We start from the raw sequence: 23,087 nt of genomic DNA, 5'->3' as shown, positions 1-23,087 counted from the left end.
TTTGGCTGGGTTCGACCCAGCGACCCTTCATTCCGCGCGGAGCCGTTCGTCGTAACTCCGCTGGGATTCTTGGATCTCACCGGTGTGCGCATCGGGGATGGGCTTAGTCTTCCCTTTTTCAAGGGGCATCGTCCAGCCCGGTGCCGGTGATACTGCGAACGATGCAGCGCGCACGGCCAAACGGCCCAAGGCCCGGCGGCGGTCTCGATTACCGGGCGGATCCGTCGTCAGATTCGAGTTCCTGCAATGGCCAGCGGTTCTCAGACTGCGGATCGTCCAGCCAAAAGGTTTGTTCCTCGCTGTTCACCGTGAGCCCGAAACGGGATCGGCTGGGGCGGCCCAGTGATTCCCAGTGCCGGTGCGCGTCCTCGGCGAGATCCCACAACGCGCGCGGACCTCCTTGCGCTGCCTCGAAACCGGAGTCGGTGCGGCGGGTGCGCGCCCACGAACCGTCCGGATGGGACAGTGCGAAGGCTCCGTTCGGATCGACGTGCACCGGGCGTACGTCGGGCAGCTCCAGTGAAGCGAAGAATTCGAAATGCCGTTGCGGCTTAAGCACATCTGACATCGACAACTCGGTCGGCCGCCATTGTGTGCCGGCGGCGTCCGGCAATTCCGCGAGCGGTGGCAGGCGATGTGCGCGCAAGGGCATGAATCGGCCGTCGCGGGACAGGACTTGGCCTTCGGCGGTCGTGCCTTCGCCCGCGGTGAGGCGGACGAGTCCGCCGCCGAGCGGGCGGTTCAGGGTGGTGACGATGTGCCCGCCGGGGAGTGTTTGAGCAAGCCAGGCAAGGGGAATCCGCGATACCGACGCGGTGCACAGGACTCGGTCGAAGAGAACTCCGGCCGGGAAGCCGAGTGTGCCGTCGCCGGTGGCGCACGCGGGTTCGTAGCCGCAGGAGGCAAGGCGTTCCCGCGCGGCGGCGGCGATGGCCGCGTCGATGTCCACTGTGGACACTTGGCCGGAACCGCAGCGGTGGCACAGCAAACCCGCGTTGTAGCCCGTTCCGGTGCCGATCTCCAGTACACGATCGCCGTCGCGGACCAGGAGTTCTTCCAGCATGATCGCCATGATCGCGGGCATGCTGGACGAACTGGTCGGCACGCCGGGGACTGGCCCGCGCGTGCGGGCGCGGTCCCACAGCGCCGGGTCGTCGTCGAGTTGGGTGACCAGGACGTCGCGCGAATAGACGCGGTCCAGCCAGTCGGGATCGCTGCGGTCGACCGCCGCCCAGCCGGTGCCGGCGGGCACGAAAAAGCGCGGCAGGAACGCGTGCCGCGGGACGGTGGCGAAAGCTTCGGCCCAGGCTTCGTCGTGCAGCACGTCCTCTTCGACGAGTTGCCGGACCAGGCGTCGACGCAACCGTTGTGCCCGCATAAGCCCAGGGTAACGGGGTGAGCGGAACCACACCCGATGGTTGCAAGCAGGGTGCTTGCAATAGCTAGCACGCGAGCGTACTGTCGAGTAGGTCGCGAGGAGGTGACCGGATGACAGAACCCGGCGGAGCACAGCGCCCCATGGACAAGGTCGCGGACATCGCCTCCGACATCGGCGAGTACATCCGCCAGCAGCGCAGTTCCGCGAAGATTTCGCTGCGCCAGCTGTCGAAACTCGCCGGAGTGTCCAATCCGTACCTGAGCCAGATCGAGCGCGGGGTCCGCAAACCCAGCGCGGAGATCCTGCAGCAGATCGCCAAAGGGCTGCGGATCTCGGCCGAAGCGTTGTACGTGCAGGCCGGGATTCTCGACCTGCCGACCGGCGGCCCGGTCGGCGACGCGATCCGCGCCGACGCCGAGCTGACCGAACGGCAGAAGCAGGTCCTGCTCGACGTCTACGAGTCCTTCCGGCGCGAAAACGCCGCCGCGAGCACCACCGCACCGAAGACCACCCAAGAGACCACTGAGGAGTCGGCATGACCACGCCCAAGACCGAGGACGTCCGCAAGGCCGTCAACACCGCGCTCGACCAGGTCCGCACCCCGCTGCTCGCCGCGCTCGGCGCCGGCAACCTGGCCAGCCAGGCCGTGACCGACGCGGTCGCCAAGGCCCGCGCCAACGTCACCAAGAACACCGAGGCCGCGCGCAAGGGCTTCGAGGAGCTGCCGACCGACGTCGAGAGCCTCCGCGAGAAGCTCGACCCGGCCGAACTGCGCAAGGCCATCGACGAGTACACCGAGGCCGCGCTGAAGCTGTACAACAAGCTGGCCGAGTCCGGCGAGCAGGCGTGGGACAAGATCGCCGCTCAGCCGCAGGTCAAGAAGGCGCTCGAGCAGCTGGACGACGCGCTGACCGCCGCCCAGGAGCGCGTCGACGGCCTGACCGAGGAGACCCGCGAGCGCGTCGACGGTGTGCTGTCGAAGGTCACCAAGCGCACCCGTTCCGCTGGTGAGAAGGCCGCCCGCAAGGTGACTGAGGTGGCCGGCGAGACCGCGGACGCGGTTGAGGAAATCGGCGAGAACGTCGCGCACGAGACCCGGTCGGTGGCCCGCAAGGCTGCTAACCGCACCTCGCCGAAGACCGCTACGCCTGCCCGTCGCACCACGACCAGCAGCACGGCCACGGCGAACGCCAAGAAGCCGGCTGCGCCGAAGACGGAGAAGTGACGGTCGCGCTTACTTGCGCCGCACTGCACTGACGGCGGTTCGGGCGCTTCGGCGTTGGAATCGTTGGGGTGACTCGGTTTGCGCCGGAGTCGCCGAGGGCGAGAATTGAAGATCGAGGGGTCGCACGGCGGCCGGACCGAGGGTTGGTCCGGCCGCCGTGTGCTGTGTTGGGGGCTTTTCGGCTGAGGCGTCGGGGGTTGGCGCGTTGGGGCCATGGGGCGGTGGCCGGTCTTGGGTTGGGCCTAATTCGGCGGGATTCGGTGGGTGCGGTCTGGCTGGCGGGGCGTGGCTGGGTTCGGCCTAAGTTTCGGCGAGTCTTGTTGGGTTCGGCCTAGCTTGGGAGAGTTTCGTTCGGCCGGGCCTAGCTTGGGGCAGCTTCGTTGGGCCGGACCTAGGTTGGGCGTGCGTGGTTGGGTCGGGCCTAGCTTGGCCGAATCTCGCTGGGCCGGACCTAAGTTGGGCAAGCGTGGTTGGGTCGGACCTAGGTCGGGCGAGTCTCGTTAGGTCGGGCCTAGCTTGGGCGTGCGTGGTTAGGTTCGGCCTAGGTTGGCCGAGTTTCGCTGGGTCGGACCTAGCTAGGTTGAGCGTCGTTGGGCCCGACCTAAGTTCGCGGCGAAGCGGATGGGTTCGACCTAACTCGAGCAAAGGACCGCATTCGGGTCGCGGCTCGGCCGGAGTCAAGGCGGCCGCCGGAAGTGACCGTTGTCACCTCGGGTCCCGCCGCGGCGGTCGACCATGGTTAACCCGCTCAACCTGACCTTGACCAGCAGTCACGTCGCGGCACCGGGGTTCGGGGGAGCGGGCGGCGTGGGCGGTTTGCCGTAAGCTGACGTCGTGCTGGTTGCCGAATGGATCCTCTGGGTCATCCACTGGGGCAGCGCCTTGGTCGGGCTCTTCGCCTTTGTTCACGCGCTGCTCCAGCGAGCTGACGCGTACTCGGCGGCCGATCGCAAGACCAAGCCGATCTGGATGTTGATCACCGGCGGGGCCACGCTCGCGCTGGTGCTGTTCCAGATCCAAGGGCCCGGGTTCATCTTCTGGGTGCCCGCGATGGCCGCGGCGCTCGTCTACATCGTCGACGTGCGGCCGAAGCTCATCGAGGTCCAGCGGGGCCACCGCAACTGGTGACCGGGGTCCCGGGCCGATTACATTCGGGTCGGTGACCACCTGGACTATCGCCGGAAGCCTCACCGTCGTTCCCGCGCCGACCCGTACTGACCTGCTCGCCGAACCCGTCGCCAAGGCACTGGCCGCGATGCCCGCGCCGGACGCGCTCGGCGTCACCGAGATCGATCCGGAACTCGCCGACACCGCCGCGTTTTGCGAGGCGTACGGGTCGCCGTTGACGGCCTCCGCGAACTGTGTCGTCGTCGCGGGCAAGCGCGCGGGCGAGGTTCGGTTCGCCGCGACGCTTGTGCTCGCGACTACCCGCGCCGACGTCAACGGCGTCATCAAGCGTCGCCTCGACGTGCGCAAGGCGTCTTTCGCGCCGATGGACGAGGCCGTTTCCCTCACTGGCATGGAGTACGGCGGCATCACGCCCGTCGGGCTGCCCGCGGACTGGCCGATCCTCATCGACCAGGCCGTCGCGGACGCGCCGGAACTGGTGATCGGCAGCGGAATTCGCGGCAGCAAGCTCCTGATTTCCGGTTCGGCCCTCGCGGGGCTGCCGAACGCCGAGGTCATCGACGGGCTCGCGCGCTGAACTGTCCATAATGGACGAATCGACAGTGGTCGACCCGGCAGCGCTTGAAGCGCTTAGACAACAGCGCGACGCGATGCTGGCCGCGCTGGACAAACTCGAACCGGCCACGGTCGGCCCGGCAGTCCTCGACGCGCTTAAGCGGCAGCGCGAGGCGATGCTGGCCGCGCTCGACAACGACAGTCCGATCTACGGCGTCAACACCGGGATGGGTCGGCTCGCCGGAACCCGGCTCACCAGCGAGCAGCAGGCCGACCACCAGCGCAATCTCCTCGTCGGCCGGGCCGTGGGCGGGCCGCCGTGGTTGTCGCCGGAGTTGACCCGTGCGTTGCTGCGCATGCGATTGCGCGGGTTTCTCCGCGGTGACGCGGCGGTCAGCCCCGAGCTGGTCACGTTCCTCGCCGACCGAATCAACGACGGGTTCCTTCCCGCCGTCCCGCGCGACAGCTTCGGCAGCGCGGGCGAGATCATCCCGCTGGCGCACGCGTTCCAGACCTTCGTCGGGCTCGGCACGGTCATCGAGGACGGCATCGAAGTCCCGGCGGCGGAGGCGCTGCACCGGCGCGGGGCGGAGCCGTTCGTACTCGGACCGAAGGAAGGGGCGAGCCTGATCCAAGGTTCGCCGCTGGCCGAGGCGTACGCGTGGGTCTGCGGCGAAAGAGCACGTCGGCTGCTTGATTGGCAGACGGTCTGCGCGGCGATCACCGTGGACGTTCTTGGTGCACCGCAAGCGATCTACCGCGGCACTCGCATTGAGAAACTCATCGAAGGGGCCGCCGCTAAAAAGGGAGTCGTGCAGGCGCCGATCTCGGTGCGAGTCGGGCCGAAGGTGCTCGAATACGTCAGACGGACGGTCGAGGAACTGCGGGAAACCCTGCAGCAGTCCTGGGAAACTCCAGCGGACTCACCTGCCTTCGCAAACGGCGAGTTCGTCCCGACGACCGGCTATCACGCAGCCGCGCTGGGCCTCCGAATGGATACAGCGAAGGCAGCGCTCATCCACGCGGCCGAGGTCTCGGTACAGCGACTGCACCGCCTCCTCGACCCGCAGTTCAGCGGTCTCCCGCCGCAGCTAGCGGTGGATCCTGGTCCACAGGCCGGACTCACGCCACTGCACAAACGCGCGGCGGGCGAGCTGCACGCGATGCGACGGCTGGCCGCACCGGCGACGCTCGGGTCGATCGACACTTCCGCTGGTCAGGAGGACGTGCAAGCGTTTGCCAGCAAGGCCGGCGCCGAACTCGAGACCGTCATCGAACGCTTCTTCGCCATCACCGCGTGCGAGCTGATCGCCGGACGGCAGGCGCGGTATCTGCTCAAGACCCCAGGAGCACCGAGGCTGGCCGACGCCTACGCCTGGCTGGCCGAGAGGATCGAGCCGGTGGTGGTCGACCGGTCGCTGGGGGCAGAGATCGAGCGGCTGGCCGTGGTGTGTCGTGAGTGTTCGTCACGGTTAGAACCGGCATAGGCACTCACGAGTCTCGACGTGCCTGCTGAAGTGCGAGACCCCGAGGCGTAGCCAGCTTGGTCAGCAGTGCGAACAACCCCTCGCACACCAACGCCAGGATCACCACCGCCACGCCGCCGCCGAAGATCTCGCCGTGGCCCTGCTCGCCGAGGGCGAAGCCGTCCACGATGTAGCGGCCGAGACCGCCGCCGTCGTTGACGATCGCGCCGATGGCGACCGTCGCGATCAGTTGCAGGAACGCCACTCGCGCGGCGGCCACGATCACCGGCGACGCCAGCGGCAGTTCCACGCGCAGCATGATCTGCCATTCGCGATACCCGGTGCCGCGCGCCGCGTCGACGACCTCCTGTTCCACCTGCACCACCCCGGCGTAGGTGTTGGTGAACAGCGGCGGCAGCGCCAGCGCGACGAGCGCGAGCAGCAGCGGCCAGAAGTCCGTGTTCGCGCCCCAGCGGCTGGCCAGGAACCAGAACAGGATGATCAGCCCGAAGCTCGGGATCGCGCGGCCGATGTTCACCGCGCTGCTGGCGAGGAACTGGCCGCGGCGGTAGTGCGCGAGCCACAGCGCGAACGGGACCGTCAGGACGATCGAGATCACCAGCGCCAGCGCGGAAAACCACAGATGCTGCACCGTCCGGAACGGAATCCCGGCCGGATCGGTCCAGCTCCAGCGGTTCGGGTCGGCCAGCCATTGGCTCAGCTGCGCGAAAAAGCTCATCGGACCGCCCTCCGCGCCCACGGGGCCAGCGCGCGTTCGCTCAGCCACAGCAGCAAATCGACGAGCACGGCCAGCGCGATCGACAGCACGATGCCGACGATGATCGGGCTCGGGTTGGGGATCGGCGTCTGGATGCCGGCGCGGATGAAGTAGCCCAGCCCGCCCTTGCCGAGCAGCGACGTGACGGTGACCAGGCCGATCGTCGTCACCGCGGCCACCCGCAGCCCGGCGATCACCACCGGCAGCGCGAGCGGCAGTTCCACCTGCCACAACAGCCGACGCGGCGTGAAGCCCATCCCGACCGCAGCCTCGCGCACCTCGGTCGGCACCTGCTGCACGCCGGTCACGATGTTGCGGATCAGGATCAGCAGCGTGTACGTGGCCAGCGGGATCACCGACGTCGCGAAGGAGAACCCGAGCAAGGGAACCAGCAGCGCGAACGCGCCGAGGCTCGGGATCACGTAGAGCGCGCCCGCGGCGCCCACGACGAACGGATAGAACCAGCGGTAGCGCAGGCACAGCGTGGCCAGCGCGAGCGACAGCACGAGACCGACGCCGAGCGCGGTCGCGGTGAGGGCGATGTGCTCGCCGAGCCGCTGAAGAATCGCGTCAGCGTTGCGTTCGACCCACCGCCATTCGAAGAGGGGACGGCTGCTGTCGGCCAGCAGCGGGGTCACGGACGCGTGCACGGCGCGACCTTACCCCGATCGAGCGACAATATTCCGGCCCTTGAGATTCCGTGGCGAGGATTCCTAACCAGTGGTTTCTGTCGGGGGTCGCGGTTAGGGTCCATTCCCACAAACGAGTGAACTGAGGAGTGTGGGGACACGTGCGCTGGACCCGGAACATCCGAGTGGCCGCGCTGGTGGCGACGGCCGCGCTCGGCTTGACCGCGTGCGGTGGGGGAAGCGACCAGCCGGCCGCGCCGAGCAAGGGCGGCGCTCCGATCGTCGTCGCCTCGTTCAACTTCACCGACAGCCAGATCCTGGCCGAGATCTACGCGGGCGCGCTGGAGGCCAAGGGCTATCCGGTCACCCGGAAGCTGAACCTCGGCTCGCGGGAGCTGGTCTACCCGTCGCTCAAATCCGGCGAACTGCAGTTCCTGCCGGAGTACCAGGGCGCGGCGATCACGACCGGCTTCGGCAAGGAGGCCACGAAGGACGCCAAGGCCGAGCACGACCAGCTGGAGAAGCTGTTCGCGCCCGAGGGCGTCGGCCTGCTGAACTACGCGGCGGCCGAGGACAAGAACACCTACATCATGAAGGCCGACGTCGCGAAGTCGAAGGGCATCACGTCGATCAGCGACCTGAAGAAGCTCGACAAGGTCGTCATGGCCGGTCCGCCGGAGTGCGAGAAGCGGCTGCCGTGCTTCAAGGGCTTCAAGGACATCTACAAGCTGACCAACGCCACCTTCCAGACCGTGCAGGAGGCCGGGCCGCGCGTGCAGCAGCTCAACTCCGGTGCGGTCACGGTGATCCCGGTCGACTCGGTCAGCCCGCTGGTCGGCGACTCGCAGTACGTCGCGCTCAAGGACGACCTCACCATCGTGCCCACCGAGAACGTGGTGCCTGCGGTGAACAAGAAGGTGCTCGACGAACGCGGCGCGGACTTCGCGACGGTCGTCAACGCGGTCAGCGCGAAGCTCACCACGGACGGCATGCGCGAGCTGAACAAGCGGGTCGACGCGGACGGCGAGCCCGCCGCCGACGTCGCCAAGGACTGGCTGAAGCAGCAGGGCCTGTCCTGACGCTCTCCGGGGGTGGCGGGTGCGTACCGCCACTCCCGGGGTTTCCGCGCGTGTGCGAAGGTGACTGCGGCGGAAACCGAGGAGAGCAGGGGAAACGACATGGGCAAGGTCACGGCCACCGCGGAGCGCACGATCGACGCGCCGGTGGAACGCGTGCGTGAGCTGGTCGCGGACTACGCCGAGACCCGGCCGAAGCTGCTCACCGAGCACTACCGCGACTACGAGGTCAGCGAAGGCGGCGTCGGCGCCGGCACGAAGGCCAGCTGGAAGCTGCAGGCCACGTCCAAGCGCGTGCGCGACGTCGCGGCCACGGTGACCGAGCCGTCGCCGGGCACCTTTGTCGAGACCGACGCGAACTCCAGCATGGTCACCACCTGGACCGTCACCGCCTCCGGCGAGCGTTCGCTGGTCCGCATCGAGACCAGCTGGGACGGCGCGGGCGGCGTCGGCGGCTTCTTCGAGAAGACCTTCGCGCCGGGCGGGCTGAAGAAGATCTACGACGGCGTTCTCGGCAAGCTCGCGGAGATCGTGTAGCGCTTGCCACAGCTCCGGGGACAATCGGAATGCGCGCCCCGGTTGCTCCGTTGGCCGGATAGACGGGGCGTGCGCCCCGCTTCATTCCAGCTTGAACGAAACGGAGTTCGACGGTGAACGCACCCACAGCGCCCGACACAGCGACCGAGGTCCGGCTCGCGGCCCGTCCGCACGGCGTCCCGACCATGGACAATTTCGACATCGTCGAGACCGAGGTGCCGAAGCCGGGTCCCGGGCAGATCCTGGTGCGCAACGTGGTGATGAGCGTCGACCCGGCGATGCGCGGCCGGATGAACGACGTGAAGTCCTACTCGCCGCCGTTCGTGGTCGGCGAGGCCATGCAGGGCGGCGCGGTCGGCGAGGTCATCGAGTCCACTGTGGACGACTTCGCGCCCGGCGATCACGTGCTGCACCAGGCGGGCTGGCGCACGCACGCCGTGCTCGACGCCAAGCGAGCGGTCAAAGTGGACGATTCCGTCGCGCCGCTCTCGACCTACCTCGGCGTGCTCGGCATGCCGGGCCTCACCGCGTACGCCGGGCTGCTGGTGAGCGCGGAATTCAAGCCCGGCGACACGGTTTTCGTCTCCGGCGCGGCCGGTGCGGTCGGCTCGCTCGTCGGGCAGCTGGCGCGGCTCAAGGGCGCCAAGCGCGTGATCGGCAGCGCGGGTTCGGCGGAGAAGGTCCGCTACCTCACCGAAGAGCTCGGCTTCGACGCCGCCTTCAACTACAAGGACGGACCGGTCGCCGAGCAGCTCGCCGCGGCCGCGCCCGAGGGCATCGACGTCTACTTCGACAACGTCGGCGGCGAGCACCTCGAAGCCGCGATCGCGTCGATGAACCTGCACGGCCGGATCGCCATCTGCGGCATGATCTCCCAGTACAACGCCACCGAGCCGACGCCCGCGCCGCGCAACCTGGTGCAGCTCATCGCGAAGCGGATCACCATGCGCGGCCTGCTCGTGCTGGACCACTGGCACCTGATGCAGGAGTTCGTGGCCGAGGTCGCGCCGCTCGTCGCGTCCGGCGAGATCAAGTACTCGGAGACCTTTGTGGACGGTATCCGCAACGCGCCGGAGGCCTTCCTCGGTCTGCTCAGCGGGGCCAACACCGGCAAGATGCTGGTGCGCCTCAGTTCCTGACGATCGCGTCAGCCAGCTCGGGCATCGTCGCCGCCGTGTAGGTGGCGGCGGGCAGCCCGGGCAGCGGATGGACTCCGGGACGCGCGAGCAGCGCGGTCCGGAGTCCGGCGGCTTGGGCCCCGGCGATGTCCCAGCCGTGCGCGGCGACCATCACCGCCTGGCCGGGTTCGACGGCGAAGGCGCGCAGCACCTGCCGGTACGGCTCTGGCGCCGGCTTCAGCCGGCTGACTTGCTGTGCGGAGAAGATCCGGTCGAATTTCGTTGCCAGGCCGGCGTTTTGCAGCTGCGCTTCGGCCGTGGCGAGCGGCGAGTTCGTGAGGGCGACGACCTGATGTCCGTCCTGGCGCAAGCGGTCCAGGCCGGGTACGACGTCGGCGTGCGCGGGCAGAGAGCGCAGGCCGTCGCCGACCTTCACCAGTTCGGCGTCGGTCAGTTCGTGGCCGTGCCGCGCGCACACGGCGGCCGCGGATTCCCCGGCGATTTGCGCGAAATCGCGGTACTGGCCGGCCGCGGTCACCGTGAGCACGGTGTGGATCGCGAGGGTGAACCATTCCTGCCGCGCCGCCGGGTCTCCGGTGAACTGGGTGAACAGCGGGTCGAGCGCGGTCAGGTCGAGCAGCGTCTCGTTGACGTCGAACACGCAAAGCATCGCGCCTCCTGCCGGTGAACCGCTTGCGTACCAGGGTCCTCCGTCAGTCGCGGGCTAGGCAAGCGCGGTGATCAGTTCGGTGAGAACTCCCTGCCAATGGCGGCGCTGCTGCTCCCGTTCGGCGGCGTTGGCCAGCCGTTCCTGGTGAATGCGCAGCATCGCTTTGCCGGGACCGCTGGCGCGCACCGCGAGTTGCAACGTCGTTTCGTGCGACCAGCCGGTCGGCTGCCAGGTGAGCCGGATCCGGTCCATTTCGCGGAAACTGCGCGTCTCGCCGCGGATTCCGTCGGCGGTCTCGTAGCCGACGCCGGGTTCGGGTTGGACAGTCACGCCCTCGCCGAGCCAGATCGCCACGCCTTCCGGCGAGGTGATGAAGTCCCACACCTCTTCGGCGGAGCGGCCGATCGTCTTCGAGACACCGATCTGCCAGCCCGCGTCCTTGGTCTGCCCGACGCTCATCGGGTCACCGCCGCGATCGCGCTGACCTCGACGAGTGCGCCCGGCACGGCCAGCCCGGCCACTCGCTGGACGGTCACCGGCGGCGTCGCGCCCGCCAGCGCCGCGGCGGCGGCCGGATAAGCCTGGGCGAGATCGACGTCCGCGACCAGCAGGATGTTCAGCATCACCACATCCTGAACGGTCGCGCGCCCGGCGGCCAGTGCCGTTTTCAGGTTGGCCATCACGCGCTCGACCTGCGCGGCGACGTCGGTTCCGCCGACGATCCTGCCCTCAGCGTCGACGGCGTTCTGGCCGCCGACGTACACCGTGGTCGCGCCCGGCGGGACCACGGCGACCTGGGCGAAGGCGGGGGACTGGACGAGCCCTTCGGGCCGGAGCAGCTGTGTCATGAGACGAGTATGACCAGATACCCGGTCAGATACTGTCCTAGTTTTGCGCGAGAATCGAACTATGACCACCACGAGCCGTCGCCTGGAGACGCTGGCCCTGCTGCAGGCGCGTCCCGGCATCTCCGCCACCGACCTCGCGGCCCGGCTCGGCGTTACCGAACGCACCACGCGCCGCGACATCGCTCAACTGCGCGAACTCGGCTACCGCATCGACGGCGAGCCGGGCCGGGTCGGCGGCTACCGGCTCGCGCACGGCACCGCGATGCCGCCGCTGTTGCTCGACGCGGACGAGGTCGCCGCCGTTTCGCTCGGTCTGCAGACGGCGGTCGCGGTCGACGGGCTGGAAACCGCCACGGTGACCGCGCTGGCCAAGCTGACCCAGGTGGTCCCGACGCGCTGGCAGACCCGGCTCGCCGCGCTGGCGGACGTGGAATCGTTGCCGGGAAAGCCTTTCCGGCGCGCGGCGCGGGACATTCTGGTGCCGCTCGCGTTGGCTTGCCGGGCTGGCGAAGCCATCCGGATCCGGCATCGAGCTTTGGACGCTCCGTCGGCGAAACCGGTTGATGTGCAACCGTATCGGCTCATCACGGTAAGGCGGCAGTGGTATCTCGTAGCTTGCCCGCGCGGAGCGAGCGAATGGAAAACCTTTGCGGTAGACCGGATCGAGGTGGTCCAGCCGCTCGGGATCCAGATGCCCGCGCCGGAACCACCGTCCACTGTGGCCGATCTGATCACGGACGCGGGCTGGCGGCATCGCGTCCGGGTGCAGGTGCACACATCCGCCGACCTGCTCCGGGAACTCGTGGACCCAAGTGTGGCGACGGTGGTCGAGGACGGCGACGAATGCGAACTCCGCTTCGGCACCGACGATCTCGACTGGGCCGCACGCTGGCTGGCTTACCTGGACGTGGATTTCGACGTCCTGGAACCGTCCGCGCTCACCGATCGCTTGCACGCCTTCGGTTCTTGGCTGGCCGCCCGCTACGTCACCACTCCGCCGGACTGATTTCCGGATTCCCCGCGCGGTAAGCCTCGACCACGATCCGCGCCGCCCGCCGGGACTTGGCGACGACCTGCTCCGTCGGATAGCCGAGCCATTGATAGACGCCGTTGAGGTAGAAATCGCCGTAGCCGTAGGCCTGGGTGTGGAGCTGCTCCATCAGTTCCAGCGCGATTGCCGGGTCCGGCGCGATCGCGAGGCAGCGCAGCAGCGACGCGTCGATCAGCTCGCGGCGGGCCTCGTGGAGTTCGACGTATTGCGCGTCGGCCAGTTCCGAGGCGAAGAAGACATGCAGCCCGATCCGGGTGTCGATCAGGTACCGAGTGTGCGCGGCAGCGACGGCGGCCAACGCGGCACCGTCGTCCGTCTCGGCGGCGGCTGCTTCCTCGGCGAGTTCGCGAAGCTGGCGCGCCGCGACCGTCCCGACCGCGGCCAGCAACGCCGCGCGATCCGGGAAATGCCGGTACGGCGCGGCGGCGGAGACCTTCGCCCGTCGGGCGGCTTCCGCGACCGAGAAGCCAGTGACCCCGTTTTCCGCGATCAGGTCGAGCGAGACGCGCACGAGCTCGGCGCGCAGATTGCGGTGGTGGTACTGCGCCGCCATGCCGTGTGTCACACCCGATCGTCGTCGCACCGAGGAATAAGCCGACGCCCACGCTAGTCTATGTAAGAGGGTTCTTACATCGAATTTGTCCCGGCCGGACGGGACACCCAGGAGGGCTTCATGACCACGACCACCTCCGCCATCGCCGCCGCGGCGCCGGGCGGACCGCTCGCCCCGACGACGATCGAGCGCCGCGACCTGCGGCCGGACGACGTGCTGATCGACATCGCCTACGCGGGCATCTGCCACAGCGATCTGCACCAGGTCCACCAGGACTGGGGAACCGCGATCTTCCCGATGGTCCCGGGCCACGAGATCGCCGGCGTCGTCGCCGCGGTCGGCTCGGCCGTCACGAAGTACCAGGTCGGCGACCGGGTCGGAGTCGGCTGCATGGTCGATTCCTGCGGCGAATGCGAGTACTGCCGCGCCGGCTCCGAGCAGTTCTGCGTCAAGGGCAACGTGCAGACGTACAACGGCGTCGGCTTCGACGGCGAGAACACCTACGGCGGCTACAGCCAGCAGATCGTCGTGAAGGACGCCTTCGTCTGCCGCATCCCGGAAGGCATTTCCCTCGACGTCGCCGCGCCGCTGCTGTGCGCGGGCATCACCACGTACTCGCCGCTGCGCCGGTGGGGCGCGGGACCGGGCAAGAAGGTCGCCGTCGTCGGGCTCGGCGGGCTCGGGCACATGGCGGTCAAGCTGGCTGTCGCGATGGGCGCGGACGTCACCGTGCTCAGTCAGAGCCTCAAGAAGCAGGAAGACGGACTTCGCCTCGGCGCGAAGGACTACTACGCGACCAGCGACGAGTCGACCTTCGAGACGCTCGCCGGCCAGTTCGACGTCATCCTCAACACCGTTTCGGCGAAGCTGCCGGTCGACGCCTACCTCAGCCTGCTGCGCGTCGGCGGCGCGATGGTGAACGTCGGCGCGCCGGGAGAACCGTTGGAGTACAACGTCTTCTCCCTGCTCGGCGGCAACCGCGTGCTGGCCGGTTCGATGATCGGCGGAATCGCGGAAACCCAGGAGATGCTGGACTTCTGCGCCGAGCACGGCGTGGGCGCGGAGATCGAGACGATCAGCGCGGACCAGGTGAACGAGGCGTATGCGCGGGTCGAGAACAGCGACGTGCGCTACCGGTTCGTGATCGACACCTCGACGATCGGCTGACCCCTCGCCGACCGCGCCCCAATGCCACATTGGGTGCATGTGACGCACCCAATGTGGCGTTCGGTGCGTGGGATGCACCCAATGCCACATTGGGGCGCGTCAGAGCACCATGGTGCGGTTGCCGTGCACCAGGACGCGCCCCTCAAGGTGCCAGCGCAGGCCGCGGGCGAGCGTCACCTTCTCGATGTCGCGGCCCTTGCGCACCATGTCCTGCACCGAATCGCCGTGGTCGACGCGGATCACGTCCTGTTCGATGATCGGCCCGGCGTCCAGGTCCGCGGTGACGTAGTGGCAGGTCGCGCCGACGAGCTTCACACCGCGCGTGTGCGCCTGGTGATACGGCTTCGCGCCGATGAACGACGGCAGGAAGCTGTGGTGGATGTTCAGCGCGCGCCCGGCCCACGCCGCGCACAGGTCCGCGGGCAGCACCTGCATGAACCGCGCCAGCACGATCGCGTGCGGGTCGTGTGCGTCGACCAGTTCGCGGACCTTGGCGAACGCGGCCGCCTTGCCGTCGGGATCGCCCGCCGGGAACGGCACGTGGTGGAACGGGATCCCGTGCGCGCGGGTGATGTCCGCGAGCGAATCGTGGTTGCCGATCACCGCGGCGATGTCGACGTCCAGCTCTCCGGAGGCGACCCGGCCGAGCAGGTCGTACAGGCAGTGCCCGGCCTTCGACACCAGCACCACCGCGCGCGGGCGCTCGCCGGTGTCGCGCACCTGCCAGCTCGACTCGGCGGACAGCTCGTCCGCCACCTCGGCGAAGCGCTCGCGCAATCCCGCGGCGTCGAAGGGCAGCGAATCGGCGCGCACGACCTGGCGGGTGAAGAACCAGCCCGAGTCGGGGTCGGTGTGGTACGCCGCCTCGGCGATCATTCCTCCGTGGTCGGCGAGGAAGCCCGAGATGCGGGCGATGATGCCGGTGCGGTCGGGGCAGCCGAAGGTGAGCACGTAACGCTGAGGATCTGACACCCGCCCATTCTCACCGGCCGCTGGTCAGGGCGCTGCGAGGGGCTCCAGAAGGGTGGCGTCGCCGACTTTCTCCGCGTGGTTCGGACGGCCCCAGAGCGCGCGGTAGACGTCGTCGGCGGGACCGGTGAGCGTGACGTCCGGGACGCCTTCGCCCAGCGTCGGCGGCTGGTCGGCGTGCAGCAGAACGGTCCACGTCCGCGTGTCGGTGCTGACCTGGACGATCCCGCTGCGGCCGCTCGGCTGGGCGCGGCGCGGGGTCAGGAAGGCGAGGAACTCGTCGATGCCGTCCTCGGCGAATTCCGTGCGGTACTGGGTGGCCGGCGGCGTGGGCAGGGCGCTTTCCGCGTCGAGCCGGTGGATGGCGAACTCGTGCGCGAGCCGGCGCGTCCAGGCTCCGACGGTGACCGGGCCGCCGCGCGGGAAAGGCGACCGCAGCGGGGTGTCGGCCGGGCGACGCAGGCCTTCGCGGACGGCCATGCGTTCGCCGTCCAAGCAGCCGAGTGCGTCTTCCCAGGTAGCCGCGGTCGGTGGCTCAGCTTTCCGGTCGGTGATCGCAGCGACCGTGTACGAGAGCACCGTCGTCAGGTGCGTCACCAGGTCCTGCACTGTCCATTTCGGACAGTTCCGGACCGGCGCGGCCGGGCCCGCGGCGAGCGTCGCGGCCTTGATCCGGTCGGCGTGAATGTCGATCGCTTCCAGCAGACGTGGCGCGTCCATGCACTGACCGTAGCCTGCGCACGCGCACCCGTCGGCCGAATTCGATGAGCGTGACCAGCAGCAGGCCGAGCAGGAACGACAGCAGCAGGCCGTAAACCGGACGGTCGGCGAACGCGGTGCCGCCGGCGAGCCCGATCAGCGCGCTGTACACCGACCACAACGCCGCGCCGAGGGCGTCGAGCGGCACGAACCGGCGCAGCGGGTAGCCGAGGCTGCCGTTGGCCAGCGCGCTCGCGACGCGGCCGCCAGGCAGGTAGCGCGCGGCGATGATCAGCAGCGGCGCTTGCCGGCGGACTTGGTCGCGGGCCCATTCGTAGCGTTGCCGTCCGGACGGTCCGCTTTGCAGCCGGGCGACGGCGCGCGGTCCGGCGGCGCGGCCCACGGCGTAGCCGAGACAGTCGCCCGCCCACGCGCCCGCGGCGGAGACGACCACCAGCAGCGCGAGCCTGCCGACGTCCGGTCCGATCAGGACGGCCACGGTCATCACGGTCGTTTCGCTCGGCATGAACGGGAGCAGCGCGTCCAGTCCGGCGATCGCGAACACGAGCACCCACAGCCAGGGCGAGCCGAGGGTGCCCCGGATCAGCTCGGTGACGTGTTCCAGCAGTTCCACCCGCTCATCGTCAGCACTGAAGGTCACCAAGGGATGACCCAGCGGGGTGCGGGTGGTGAACAGGTGGGTTCAGCGCGGCGCGACGCTTTCCCAGGCCACGGTCAGTTCGCCGAGCCTGCGCCGGTCCGGATTGCCGAAAACGGGCCAGCCGCGGTCGGCGAGCATGGCGACGGTGGTGGTCCAGCGGGCGCGCACGCCGAACGAGCGGTGCGGGGCGGCGGCTGCCCAGCATTCGTCCAATGTGGACATGAGGGCGTGCACGCGTTCGCCGGGAACGTTGCGGTGAATGAGGATCTTCGGCAGCCGTTCGGCCACTGTGGACGGACGGTCGAGTTCGGCGAGGCGGAGCGACAGGGTGAGCGTGCGCGGGCCGTCGGCTCCGACCACGACCCAGGTGACCAGCCTGCCGATCTCGTCGCAGGTGCCCTCGACGAGCAGGCCGTCCGGCGGCATCGCGTCGAGCATCAGCTGCCACGCGCCGGGGACCTCGTCCTCGGCGTACTGCCGGAGCACGTTGAACGCGCGCACCAGGACCGGCCGCGTCCCGGCGAGTTCGAAGCCGCCGCGCCGGAACTCGAGCCGGGGTGGATCGGCGGCGGGCTGAGCGGCGGCGACGCGTTCCGGATCGAGTTCCAGCCCGAGCACCCGGACGTCCGGTCGCACGCGCGCCAGCCAGCGAGCCAGTTCGACCGTCGTGACCGGCGACGCTCCGTAGCCGAGATCGACGACAAGGGGACTTTCGCCCCGCCGCAGCAGCCGCGTGACGGCCGGGTCGCTCGCGAGCCAGCGGTCGACCCGGCGCAACCGGTTGGGATTGGTGGTGCCCCTGGTCGGGGCGCCCACCGGGGTCAGGCGTGCTCGGCCAGCCACTGCGCGGTGAACTCGTCCTCATTCCGCAGCAGGTTGACCACCTGCTCGGAGACGAACTCCTCGATCCGGCCGCCGAAGAGGGGGATCCGCACGACAACCTCGCCCGAGGTGCGGAGGAGGACTTTGCCGTCCTTCGGGGTGAGGTAGGTGGAGGCGCCGATTTCGCCTGGCACGCCGCCGACGCTGACGTCGGATCGGCCGGTGTACTCGTCGCCGGACCGCTTCCAGGTCTGGGTGCGGTTGACGATGATGTCGCCTTTGTGCAGGGCTCGGACGGCTTGGGGGAGTTTGGCCGCCTTGATGCCGTGCTGGAGTTCGTAGCGGACGGAGTCGCCTTCGGCGGTGTAGGCGAGGAGCTTGGCGTCGTCACCGCCCAGTGCTTCGAGGCGGGCGCGGAGGGCTTCTTCTCCGGCTACGGCGGCGAAGACGTCCGCCAGCGAGCCGTCGAACTCGCCGCGGTGTTCGATCCGGGATCCCATGAAACGGACAGTACCGGGCTGATGCGGCGGTCAGCGGCAGCAGCGCGGATTAGCGGTGGGCGCCGTCGGCGCCAGCGAGAATTCTCGGTAGCGTCAGTCGCCGTGGACATCGCTGAAACGCCTGGTCCGGCTCGCCTCGCCGAGTACACGACCCTCCGCCTCGGCGGGCCGGTGCGCCGGTTCGTCACCGCGACCACCGCCGCGGAACTCGTCTCCGCCGTGCGCGACGCCGACGACGCGGGCGAGCCCGTCCTGCTGCTCGGCGGCGGCTCGAATCTCGTGGTCGGCGACGAAGGCTTCGACGGCACCCTCGTGCGGATCGCCAACACCGGCTGGACCCGCGACGGCGACATCGTCGAGGTGGCCGCCGGGCAGGAGTGGGACGCGTTCGTCGCGGCGCTGGTCGACAACGGCCTTGGCGGGCTCGAATGCCTCTCGGGGATCCCGGGATCGGTGGGAGCGACGCCGATCCAGAACGTCGGGGCGTACGGCGGCGAGGTGGCCGAGTCGATCGTCTCCGTCGAGTTGTACGACCGGGCGGCGAAAGAGGTTCGCACGGTCAAGGCCGACGAGCTTGGCTTCGCCTACCGCACCAGTGTCCTCAAGGGCACCGATCGCGGCGTCGTGCTGAGCGTGCGGTTCCGGATCGATCCAAGTGGGCAGTCCGCGCCTATCCGGTACGCCGAGTTGGCGCGCACGCTGGGTGTCGAGATCGATGCGAAAGTCCCCGCCGCGCAGGCTCGGGACGCGGTGCTCGGACTGCGGCGTGGCAAGGGCATGGTGCTCGACCCGGCCGATCACGACACCTGGAGCGCGGGGTCGTTCTTCACCAATCCGATCGTTCCCGAAGCGGAAGCGTCAAAGGTCCTCGAGAGGATCGCGGAGTCGACTGAGGGCAAGATCCCGCAGTATCCGGCCAGCGGCGGGGTGAAGTTGTCCGCCGCGTGGCTCATCGAACGGGCCGGGTTCGGCAAGGGGTACCCCGGGCCCGGCGGGCGGGTTTCACTGTCCACCAAGCACACTCTCGCGCTCACGAATCGCGGTGAGGCCAGCACGGAGGACCTGCTTGGCCTAGCTCGTGAGGTCCGCGACGGGGTCGAAGAGCGGTTCGGCGTGCGGCTGCGGCCGGAACCACTGCTGATCAACTGTTCGCTCTGACGGCCAGCGGGGTAACCCGGGTGAGCCAGGTGACAGGAAACCGGCAGCAACCGGGCGCCGGGTGAAACGTCTTGCGGGATGGAGAGGAATTTCCGGTTCGCAGGTAACGTCGAATCGCTCACCGGCGCTGTTGTGCGTGGGAGATGCCGGTGCGGGGGACAAGTGGAGGTAAGACCGTGATCGAGCGCCGTACGGTGTTCAAGGCCGTTCTCGCGACCGGCGCGGCGGCGCTGGCCGCCGCGTGCTCGGGCGGCAGCAACGACGGCACCGCGTCGCCGCAGGGCGGGAGCGGCGACAACGGCGGCAAGCCGGTCGCTCCGGTGGCGAAGCTCACCGCGACCCCGGCCGTCGGGGCCAAGGACGCCAGCGTGCGCGAACCGGTGGTGGTGAAGGTCACCGAAGGCAAGCTCACCGAGGTCAAGCTGACCAACGAGGGCGGCGACGAGATCAAGGGCGAGCTCGCCGCCGACGGCCTGTCCTGGACCAGCTCCGAACCGCTCGGCTACGGCAAGACCTACAACTACGCGGCCAAGGCGACCGGCACCGATCAGCGGCCCGTCGAGCTCAAGGGCTCGTTCGCGACGGTCAGCCCGGCCAAGACGGTGCGCGCCACGCTCAACCCGGGCGACGACGCCGAGGTCGGCGTCGCGATGCCGATCAGCGTGAAGTTCAACGGGGGCGCGCCGAAGGACCGGGCCGCGGTCGAGAAGGCGCTCAAGGTCAAGACCAGCAAGGACGTCGAGGGCTCGTGGGCCTGGATGTCGGCGAACCAGGTCGACTGGCGGCCCAAGGAGTACTGGCCGGCCAACACGAGCGTCGAGGTCGAGGCCAACCTGTACGGCGTGGACCTCGGCGGGGGCGTCTTCGTGAAATCGGACGTCAGCACCAAGTTCAAGATCGGCCGCAACCAGGTGGTCAAGATCCACACGCCGGACCATGTGATGAAGGTCTACCGCGGCGGTGCGGAGAGCGCGAGCTACCCGTGCTCCAACGGGCTCGACTCGGTCGTCGACCGCAACACCCCGAACGGCACCTTCATCATCATGTCGAAGGAGCCGCACGCGGTGTTCGACAACGCCCGCTACGGCTACACCAACGTCAACAAGAAGTGGGCCTGCCGGTTCTCCAACCACGGCGAGTTCATCCACGAGAACCAGGACAACGCGGCCGCGATCGGCAAGACCAACAACTCGCACGGCTGCGTCAACCTGCTCGAGGCGGACGCCAAGGCCTACTTCGACACGGCGATGATCGGCGACCCGGTCGAGGTCACCGGCTCGAAGCTGGGCAGCCCGACGAACTCCGACGTCAAGGACTGGTTCTACGACTGGTCGACCTGGAAGTCGCTCTCGGCCGCGAAGTGATCCACTGGCCGTCTGCTAACAAGTAGAAGTGAACACTGAGGTAACCGGGGCCGGCGGCGTGCGGATCGCACTGCGCGTCGAAGGCCCGGAGAACGCGCGTCCGATCGTCTTCGTGCACGGCTGGGCCCAGTCCGCCGCGGCCTGGTCCGCCCAGTTCGCCGATCCGGCGCTGAGCGGGCAGTTCCGGCTCGTCGCGATGGACCTGCGCGGGCACGGCGCGTCCGACGTCCCGGAGGACGGCTACGACGATCCGGCGCAGTGGGCCGGGGATCTCGCGGCGGTGCTCGACTTCGCCGGTCCGGACGCGATCGTCGTCGGCTGGTCCTACGGCGGGCTGGTGATCACGGACTACCTCCGCGAGCACGGCACCGCACGGCTCGGTGGCATCGTGCTCGTGGGCGCGATCACCGAGATCGGCCGCAAGCGCGAAGGCGGCGCGACCGGGCCGATCATGCGGGCCGCGCTGCCCGCCGCGCTCTCGGACGACGCCGAGGTGGCGATCCCCGCGCTGGTCGAGTTCACCCGCGCCCAGGCCAGCGCAAAAGTGCCCGGTGGGTACGCGCAGGCGATGCTCGGCAGTTCGCTTTCGGTGCCGCCCGCGGTGCGCGGCGCGCTGTTCCGGCGGGACATCGGCAGTGGTGAGGTGCTTGCCGCGGTCGACAAGCCCGCGCTCGTGGTGCACGGATCGGCCGACGGGGTGGTGGATCCTTCGGCGGCAGAGTATTCGGCCGGGAAGATTCCGGGGGCCGTCCTGCGTTGGTTCGTTGAGGCCGGGCATCTGCCGTTCGTCGAGGAGCCGGAGGACTTCAACTCCGTGCTGCGGCGGTTCGCCGGGGACGCAGCAGCCGAGTAGCAGGAGTGACCAGGTGACCCTCAAGGGATTCATCGCTGAGCCGCGCCGGATCGCGGTCTTGTCCGTGCACACCTCCCCGCTCGAGCAGCCGGGCACCGGCGACGCGGGCGGGATGAACGTGTACGTCAGCCAGACCGCGCAGGAGATGGCGCGGCGCGGCATCGAGGTCGAGGTCTTCACCCGGGCGACCTCGTCCGACCAGCCGCCGCTGGCCGAGCTGGCGCCCGGCGTGACGGTGCGGCATGTGCCGGCCGGGCCGTTCGAGCCGCTGGCGCGCGACGAGCTGCCCGCGCAGCTGTGCGCGTTCACCTCGGGCGTGCTGCGCGCGGAGGCGTTCCACGAGCCGGGGTACTACGACCTGATCCATTCGCACTACTGGCTGTCGGGCCAGGTCGGCTGGCTCGCGCGCGACCGCTGGGGCGTGCCGCTCGTGCACACCGCGCACACGCTGGCCAAGGTCAAGAACGCGCTGCTCGCCGAGGGCGACAAGCCCGAGCCGCGGACGCGCGTGATGGGCGAGGAGCAGGTGGTCGCCGAGGCGGATTGCCTCGTCGCGAACACGCAGGTCGAGGCTCGGCAGCTGGTCGATCTCTACGGGGCCGCCACGCACGCGGTGCACGCCGTGCCGCCGGGGGTCGACCTCGAACGGTTCACGCCCGGCTCGCAGCTGGACGCGCGCCGCGAGCTGAACCTGTCGCCGGACGCGGTCGTGCTCGCCTTCGCCGGACGGATCCAGCCGCTCAAGGCGCCGGACGTCCTGCTGCACGCGGCGGCGGAAATGCTGCGGCGGCGGCCGGAATTGGCGTCGCGGCTGGTGGTTTTGGTGGTCGGCGGGCCGTCCGGGACCGGGTTGGAGCAGCCGCAGGCGTTGCGGGAGCTGGCGGTGTCGCTGGGCATCGCGGAGCAGGTGCGCTTCCTGCCGCCGCAGAACGGGCTGAAGCTGCGCACGGTGTTCCGCGCGGCCGACGTCGTCGCGGTGCCGAGCTACAACGAATCCTTCGGTCTGGTCGCGCTCGAAGCGCAGGCGTGCGGCACGCCGGTGGTGGCGGCCGAGGTCGGCGGGCTGCCGGTCGCGGTGCCGCACGGGGTTTCCGGGCTGCTGGTCCCGTCGCACGGCGCGGCGGAATGGGCCGACGCGCTCGCCGCGGTCGCGTTGCGGCCGGATCGTCGAGCCGAACTCGCGGCCAACGCGGTGCGGCACGCGCAGCGGTTTTCCTGGCGGCGCACCACGGATTCGCTGCTCGACATCTATGCTCAGGCGACCATAGCGTTCCGGCAGGCGCTGGAACTGCGGGCGGAGGTGGCAGTGTGAGCCTTGACGCGACTATCAAGTCCACTTTGGACTCAAGTGGGCTCAAATACGACCGTCGCGGCGAAGGCCGTTATTTCGTGACGTTGCCGGGAACCAAGAAGCTGCAGACCAACTGCTGGCTCGTGGACGGCGACCACGCCTTCTCGGTGGAGGCGTTCGTCTGCCGCCGTCCGGACGAGCGGCACGAGGACGTGTACCGGTTCCTGTTGCAGCGCAACGCCCGGCTCTACGGCGTGCACTACACAGTGGACAGTCTCGGCGACATCTACCTTGTCGGCCGCTTCGGCAAGGAGACGGTGACCGAGTCCGAATTGGACAAGATCCTCGGCCAGGTGCTGGAAGCCGCCGACGGCGATTTCAACATCCTGCTGGAAATCGGGTTCGCTACGTCGATCAAGCGCGAATGGGACTGGCGCGTCTCGCGCGGCGAATCGCTGGCGAACCTGCAGGCGTTCAAACACCTCGCCGAGCCCGCCGAGGGCCACGAACCGGGGTTGACCGACTCGTAACCGATTCCGTGCAACGCCTTCTCCGGTCGTCTCGTCTCACCGCCGACGACTGGAGGGAGAC

At 69.1% G+C, this 23,087-nt stretch carries 26 protein-coding genes and 1 pseudogene; 15 read left to right on the top strand and 12 right to left on the bottom strand.

Translation table 11 applies throughout. The annotated features are described in order from the left end of the window. Positions 1–208 precede the first annotated feature (208 nt). A complete protein-coding gene (locus AB5I40_RS24270) occupies positions 209–1,378 on the bottom strand; it encodes a methyltransferase domain-containing protein (RefSeq protein WP_370932359.1) in 1,170 nt (389 codons plus the stop codon). Positions 1,379–1,518: 140 nt separating this feature from the next. Between AB5I40_RS24270 and AB5I40_RS24265 the strand changes: the two genes are divergently transcribed. From AB5I40_RS24265 to AB5I40_RS24245, 5 genes are all read left to right on the top strand, one after another. Further along, positions 1,519–1,917, top strand: a complete 399-nt coding sequence (locus AB5I40_RS24265; protein WP_043836265.1) for a helix-turn-helix domain-containing protein — start codon at positions 1,519–1,521, stop codon at positions 1,915–1,917. After that, positions 1,914–2,603: a hypothetical protein gene (locus tag AB5I40_RS24260; protein ID WP_370932358.1), complete on the top strand. Its 690-nt coding sequence runs from the start codon at positions 1,914–1,916 to the stop codon at positions 2,601–2,603. Before AB5I40_RS24265 ends, AB5I40_RS24260 begins: the two co-directional genes overlap by 4 nt. 834 nt (positions 2,604–3,437) lie before the next feature. Further along, positions 3,438–3,731 carry a DUF2516 family protein gene (locus AB5I40_RS24255; protein ID WP_344288105.1) on the top strand — a complete coding sequence of 98 codons (294 nt, stop codon included), beginning with the start codon at positions 3,438–3,440 and terminating at the stop codon, positions 3,729–3,731. A 31-nt stretch (positions 3,732–3,762) separates the two neighbouring features. Next, the gene (locus AB5I40_RS24250; protein ID WP_370932357.1) at positions 3,763–4,308 is read left to right on the top strand and encodes a YbaK/EbsC family protein; all 546 of its coding nucleotides are present in this window, start codon (positions 3,763–3,765) and stop codon (positions 4,306–4,308) included. Positions 4,309–4,381: 73 nt separating this feature from the next. Continuing rightward, positions 4,382–5,773 (top strand): aromatic amino acid lyase, encoded by a 1,392-nt coding sequence (locus tag AB5I40_RS24245; RefSeq protein WP_370940594.1) that lies wholly within the window; start codon positions 4,382–4,384, stop codon positions 5,771–5,773. A 4-nt stretch (positions 5,774–5,777) separates the two neighbouring features. Here AB5I40_RS24245 and AB5I40_RS24240 read toward each other — a convergent pair whose 3' ends face one another. Together AB5I40_RS24240 and AB5I40_RS24235 are read right to left on the bottom strand one after the other, a co-directional pair. Continuing rightward, positions 5,778–6,491, bottom strand: a complete 714-nt coding sequence (locus tag AB5I40_RS24240) for an ABC transporter permease (protein WP_370932356.1) — start codon at positions 6,489–6,491, stop codon at positions 5,778–5,780. Then, a complete protein-coding gene (locus AB5I40_RS24235; RefSeq protein WP_370932355.1) occupies positions 6,488–7,180 on the bottom strand; it encodes an ABC transporter permease in 693 nt (230 codons plus the stop codon). Before AB5I40_RS24235 ends, AB5I40_RS24240 begins: the two co-directional genes overlap by 4 nt. 140 nt (positions 7,181–7,320) lie before the next feature. On the opposite strand from AB5I40_RS24235, the gene AB5I40_RS24230 reads away from it, so the two are divergent. The 3 genes from AB5I40_RS24230 to AB5I40_RS24220 all read left to right on the top strand — a co-directional run bounded on the left by AB5I40_RS24230 (position 7,321) and on the right by AB5I40_RS24220 (position 9,911). Continuing rightward, positions 7,321–8,238 (top strand): ABC transporter substrate-binding protein, encoded by a 918-nt coding sequence (locus tag AB5I40_RS24230; RefSeq protein ID WP_370932354.1) that lies wholly within the window; start codon positions 7,321–7,323, stop codon positions 8,236–8,238. 99 nt (positions 8,239–8,337) lie between these two features. Then, the gene (locus AB5I40_RS24225; protein WP_116205091.1) at positions 8,338–8,772 is read left to right on the top strand and encodes an SRPBCC family protein; all 435 of its coding nucleotides are present in this window, start codon (positions 8,338–8,340) and stop codon (positions 8,770–8,772) included. A gap of 113 nt (positions 8,773–8,885) precedes the next feature. Next, positions 8,886–9,911, top strand: a complete 1,026-nt coding sequence (locus tag AB5I40_RS24220) for an NADP-dependent oxidoreductase (RefSeq protein WP_370932353.1) — start codon at positions 8,886–8,888, stop codon at positions 9,909–9,911. Here the strand turns inward: AB5I40_RS24220 and AB5I40_RS24215 are convergent. The 3 genes from AB5I40_RS24215 to AB5I40_RS24205 are packed head-to-tail and all read right to left on the bottom strand — an operon-like array spanning position 9,901 to position 11,408. Then, positions 9,901–10,560 (bottom strand): haloacid dehalogenase type II, encoded by a 660-nt coding sequence (locus AB5I40_RS24215; RefSeq protein WP_370932352.1) that lies wholly within the window; start codon positions 10,558–10,560, stop codon positions 9,901–9,903. The two genes, AB5I40_RS24220 and AB5I40_RS24215, sit on opposite strands and share 11 nt — an antisense overlap. A gap of 54 nt (positions 10,561–10,614) precedes the next feature. Beyond that, on the bottom strand, positions 10,615–11,019 hold the full coding sequence (locus tag AB5I40_RS24210; RefSeq protein ID WP_370932351.1) for an SRPBCC domain-containing protein: 405 nt from the start codon (positions 11,017–11,019) through the stop codon (positions 10,615–10,617). After that, positions 11,016–11,408: a RidA family protein gene (locus tag AB5I40_RS24205; protein ID WP_370932350.1), complete on the bottom strand. Its 393-nt coding sequence runs from the start codon at positions 11,406–11,408 to the stop codon at positions 11,016–11,018. Before AB5I40_RS24205 ends, AB5I40_RS24210 begins: the two co-directional genes overlap by 4 nt. A 61-nt stretch (positions 11,409–11,469) precedes the next feature. On the opposite strand from AB5I40_RS24205, the gene AB5I40_RS24200 reads away from it, so the two are divergent. After that, a complete protein-coding gene (locus AB5I40_RS24200) occupies positions 11,470–12,414 on the top strand; it encodes a helix-turn-helix transcriptional regulator (RefSeq protein ID WP_370932349.1) in 945 nt (314 codons plus the stop codon). Here AB5I40_RS24200 and AB5I40_RS24195 read toward each other — a convergent pair. After that, positions 12,395–13,012 carry a TetR/AcrR family transcriptional regulator gene (locus AB5I40_RS24195; protein ID WP_370940593.1) on the bottom strand — a complete coding sequence of 206 codons (618 nt, stop codon included), beginning with the start codon at positions 13,010–13,012 and terminating at the stop codon, positions 12,395–12,397. The two genes, AB5I40_RS24200 and AB5I40_RS24195, sit on opposite strands and share 20 nt — an antisense overlap. Positions 13,013–13,132: 120 nt before the next feature. Between AB5I40_RS24195 and AB5I40_RS24190 the strand changes: the two genes are divergently transcribed. Next, on the top strand, positions 13,133–14,179 hold the full coding sequence (locus AB5I40_RS24190; protein ID WP_370932348.1) for an NAD(P)-dependent alcohol dehydrogenase: 1,047 nt from the start codon (positions 13,133–13,135) through the stop codon (positions 14,177–14,179). A 99-nt stretch (positions 14,180–14,278) separates the two neighbouring features. Here AB5I40_RS24190 and purU read toward each other — a convergent pair whose 3' ends face one another. The 5 genes and pseudogenes from purU to AB5I40_RS24165 all read right to left on the bottom strand — a co-directional run bounded on the left by purU (position 14,279) and on the right by AB5I40_RS24165 (position 17,830). Then, on the bottom strand, positions 14,279–15,130 hold the full coding sequence (gene purU / locus AB5I40_RS24185) for a formyltetrahydrofolate deformylase (protein WP_370940592.1): 852 nt from the start codon (positions 15,128–15,130) through the stop codon (positions 14,279–14,281). A gap of 45 nt (positions 15,131–15,175) precedes the next feature. Then, positions 15,176–15,787, bottom strand: a pseudogene (locus AB5I40_RS24180) (maleylpyruvate isomerase family mycothiol-dependent enzyme); the annotation flags it as partial. Beyond that, positions 15,684–16,481 carry a DedA family protein gene (locus AB5I40_RS24175; protein ID WP_370932347.1) on the bottom strand — a complete coding sequence of 266 codons (798 nt, stop codon included), beginning with the start codon at positions 16,479–16,481 and terminating at the stop codon, positions 15,684–15,686. The gene AB5I40_RS24175 and the pseudogene AB5I40_RS24180, both read right to left, overlap by 104 nt. Before the next feature lie 69 nt (positions 16,482–16,550). Further along, on the bottom strand, positions 16,551–17,351 hold the full coding sequence (locus AB5I40_RS24170; RefSeq protein WP_370932346.1) for a class I SAM-dependent methyltransferase: 801 nt from the start codon (positions 17,349–17,351) through the stop codon (positions 16,551–16,553). Further along, positions 17,330–17,830: a DUF2505 domain-containing protein gene (locus tag AB5I40_RS24165; protein ID WP_370932345.1), complete on the bottom strand. Its 501-nt coding sequence runs from the start codon at positions 17,828–17,830 to the stop codon at positions 17,330–17,332. Before AB5I40_RS24165 ends, AB5I40_RS24170 begins: the two co-directional genes overlap by 22 nt. 102 nt (positions 17,831–17,932) lie before the next feature. On the opposite strand from AB5I40_RS24165, the gene AB5I40_RS24160 reads away from it, so the two are divergent. The 5 genes from AB5I40_RS24160 (at position 17,933) to AB5I40_RS24140 (ending at position 23,026) form a co-directional block, all read left to right on the top strand. Next, the gene (locus AB5I40_RS24160; protein WP_370932344.1) at positions 17,933–18,988 is read left to right on the top strand and encodes a UDP-N-acetylmuramate dehydrogenase; all 1,056 of its coding nucleotides are present in this window, start codon (positions 17,933–17,935) and stop codon (positions 18,986–18,988) included. A 176-nt stretch (positions 18,989–19,164) separates the two neighbouring features. Further along, positions 19,165–20,352, top strand: coding sequence for an Ig-like domain-containing protein (locus tag AB5I40_RS24155; RefSeq protein ID WP_370932343.1), 1,188 nt, complete (start codon positions 19,165–19,167; stop codon positions 20,350–20,352). 28 nt (positions 20,353–20,380) lie between these two features. Beyond that, a complete protein-coding gene (locus tag AB5I40_RS24150; protein WP_370932342.1) occupies positions 20,381–21,205 on the top strand; it encodes an alpha/beta fold hydrolase in 825 nt (274 codons plus the stop codon). A 13-nt stretch (positions 21,206–21,218) separates the two neighbouring features. Beyond that, positions 21,219–22,517: a D-inositol-3-phosphate glycosyltransferase gene (mshA, locus tag AB5I40_RS24145; RefSeq protein WP_370932341.1), complete on the top strand. Its 1,299-nt coding sequence runs from the start codon at positions 21,219–21,221 to the stop codon at positions 22,515–22,517. Beyond that, positions 22,514–23,026, top strand: coding sequence for a YbjN domain-containing protein (locus tag AB5I40_RS24140; RefSeq protein ID WP_370932340.1), 513 nt, complete (start codon positions 22,514–22,516; stop codon positions 23,024–23,026). Before mshA ends, AB5I40_RS24140 begins: the two co-directional genes overlap by 4 nt. The last annotated feature ends 61 nt before the right edge of the window (positions 23,027–23,087 follow it).

Source organism: Amycolatopsis sp. cg13 (assembly GCF_041346965.1).
GTDB lineage: Bacteria > Actinomycetota > Actinomycetes > Mycobacteriales > Pseudonocardiaceae > Amycolatopsis.
The sequence above is the reverse complement of the archived record's forward strand: the minus strand, read 5'-3'. Positions and strand labels throughout refer to the sequence as shown.

Bases quoted from the DNA above. Each gene is read 5' to 3' on its own strand.
- AB5I40_RS24270 (WP_370932359.1), bottom strand. From the start codon at position 1,378: ATGCGGGCACAACGGTTGCGTCGACGCCTGGTCCGGCAACTCGTCGAA.
- AB5I40_RS24265 (WP_043836265.1), top strand. From the start codon at position 1,519: ATGGACAAGGTCGCGGACATCGCCTCCGACATCGGCGAGTACATCCGC.
- AB5I40_RS24260 (WP_370932358.1), top strand. From the start codon at position 1,914: ATGACCACGCCCAAGACCGAGGACGTCCGCAAGGCCGTCAACACCGCG.
- AB5I40_RS24245 (WP_370940594.1), top strand. From the start codon at position 4,382: ATGCTGGCCGCGCTGGACAAACTCGAACCGGCCACGGTCGGCCCGGCA.
- AB5I40_RS24240 (WP_370932356.1), bottom strand. From the start codon at position 6,491: ATGAGCTTTTTCGCGCAGCTGAGCCAATGGCTGGCCGACCCGAACCGC.
- AB5I40_RS24225 (WP_116205091.1), top strand. From the start codon at position 8,338: ATGGGCAAGGTCACGGCCACCGCGGAGCGCACGATCGACGCGCCGGTG.
- AB5I40_RS24215 (WP_370932352.1), bottom strand. From the start codon at position 10,560: ATGCTTTGCGTGTTCGACGTCAACGAGACGCTGCTCGACCTGACCGCG.
- AB5I40_RS24210 (WP_370932351.1), bottom strand. From the start codon at position 11,019: ATGAGCGTCGGGCAGACCAAGGACGCGGGCTGGCAGATCGGTGTCTCG.
- AB5I40_RS24205 (WP_370932350.1), bottom strand. From the start codon at position 11,408: ATGACACAGCTGCTCCGGCCCGAAGGGCTCGTCCAGTCCCCCGCCTTC.
- AB5I40_RS24200 (WP_370932349.1), top strand. From the start codon at position 11,470: ATGACCACCACGAGCCGTCGCCTGGAGACGCTGGCCCTGCTGCAGGCG.
- AB5I40_RS24195 (WP_370940593.1), bottom strand. From the start codon at position 13,012: ATGGCGGCGCAGTACCACCACCGCAATCTGCGCGCCGAGCTCGTGCGC.
- AB5I40_RS24190 (WP_370932348.1), top strand. From the start codon at position 13,133: ATGACCACGACCACCTCCGCCATCGCCGCCGCGGCGCCGGGCGGACCG.
- AB5I40_RS24165 (WP_370932345.1), bottom strand. From the start codon at position 17,830: ATGGGATCCCGGATCGAACACCGCGGCGAGTTCGACGGCTCGCTGGCG.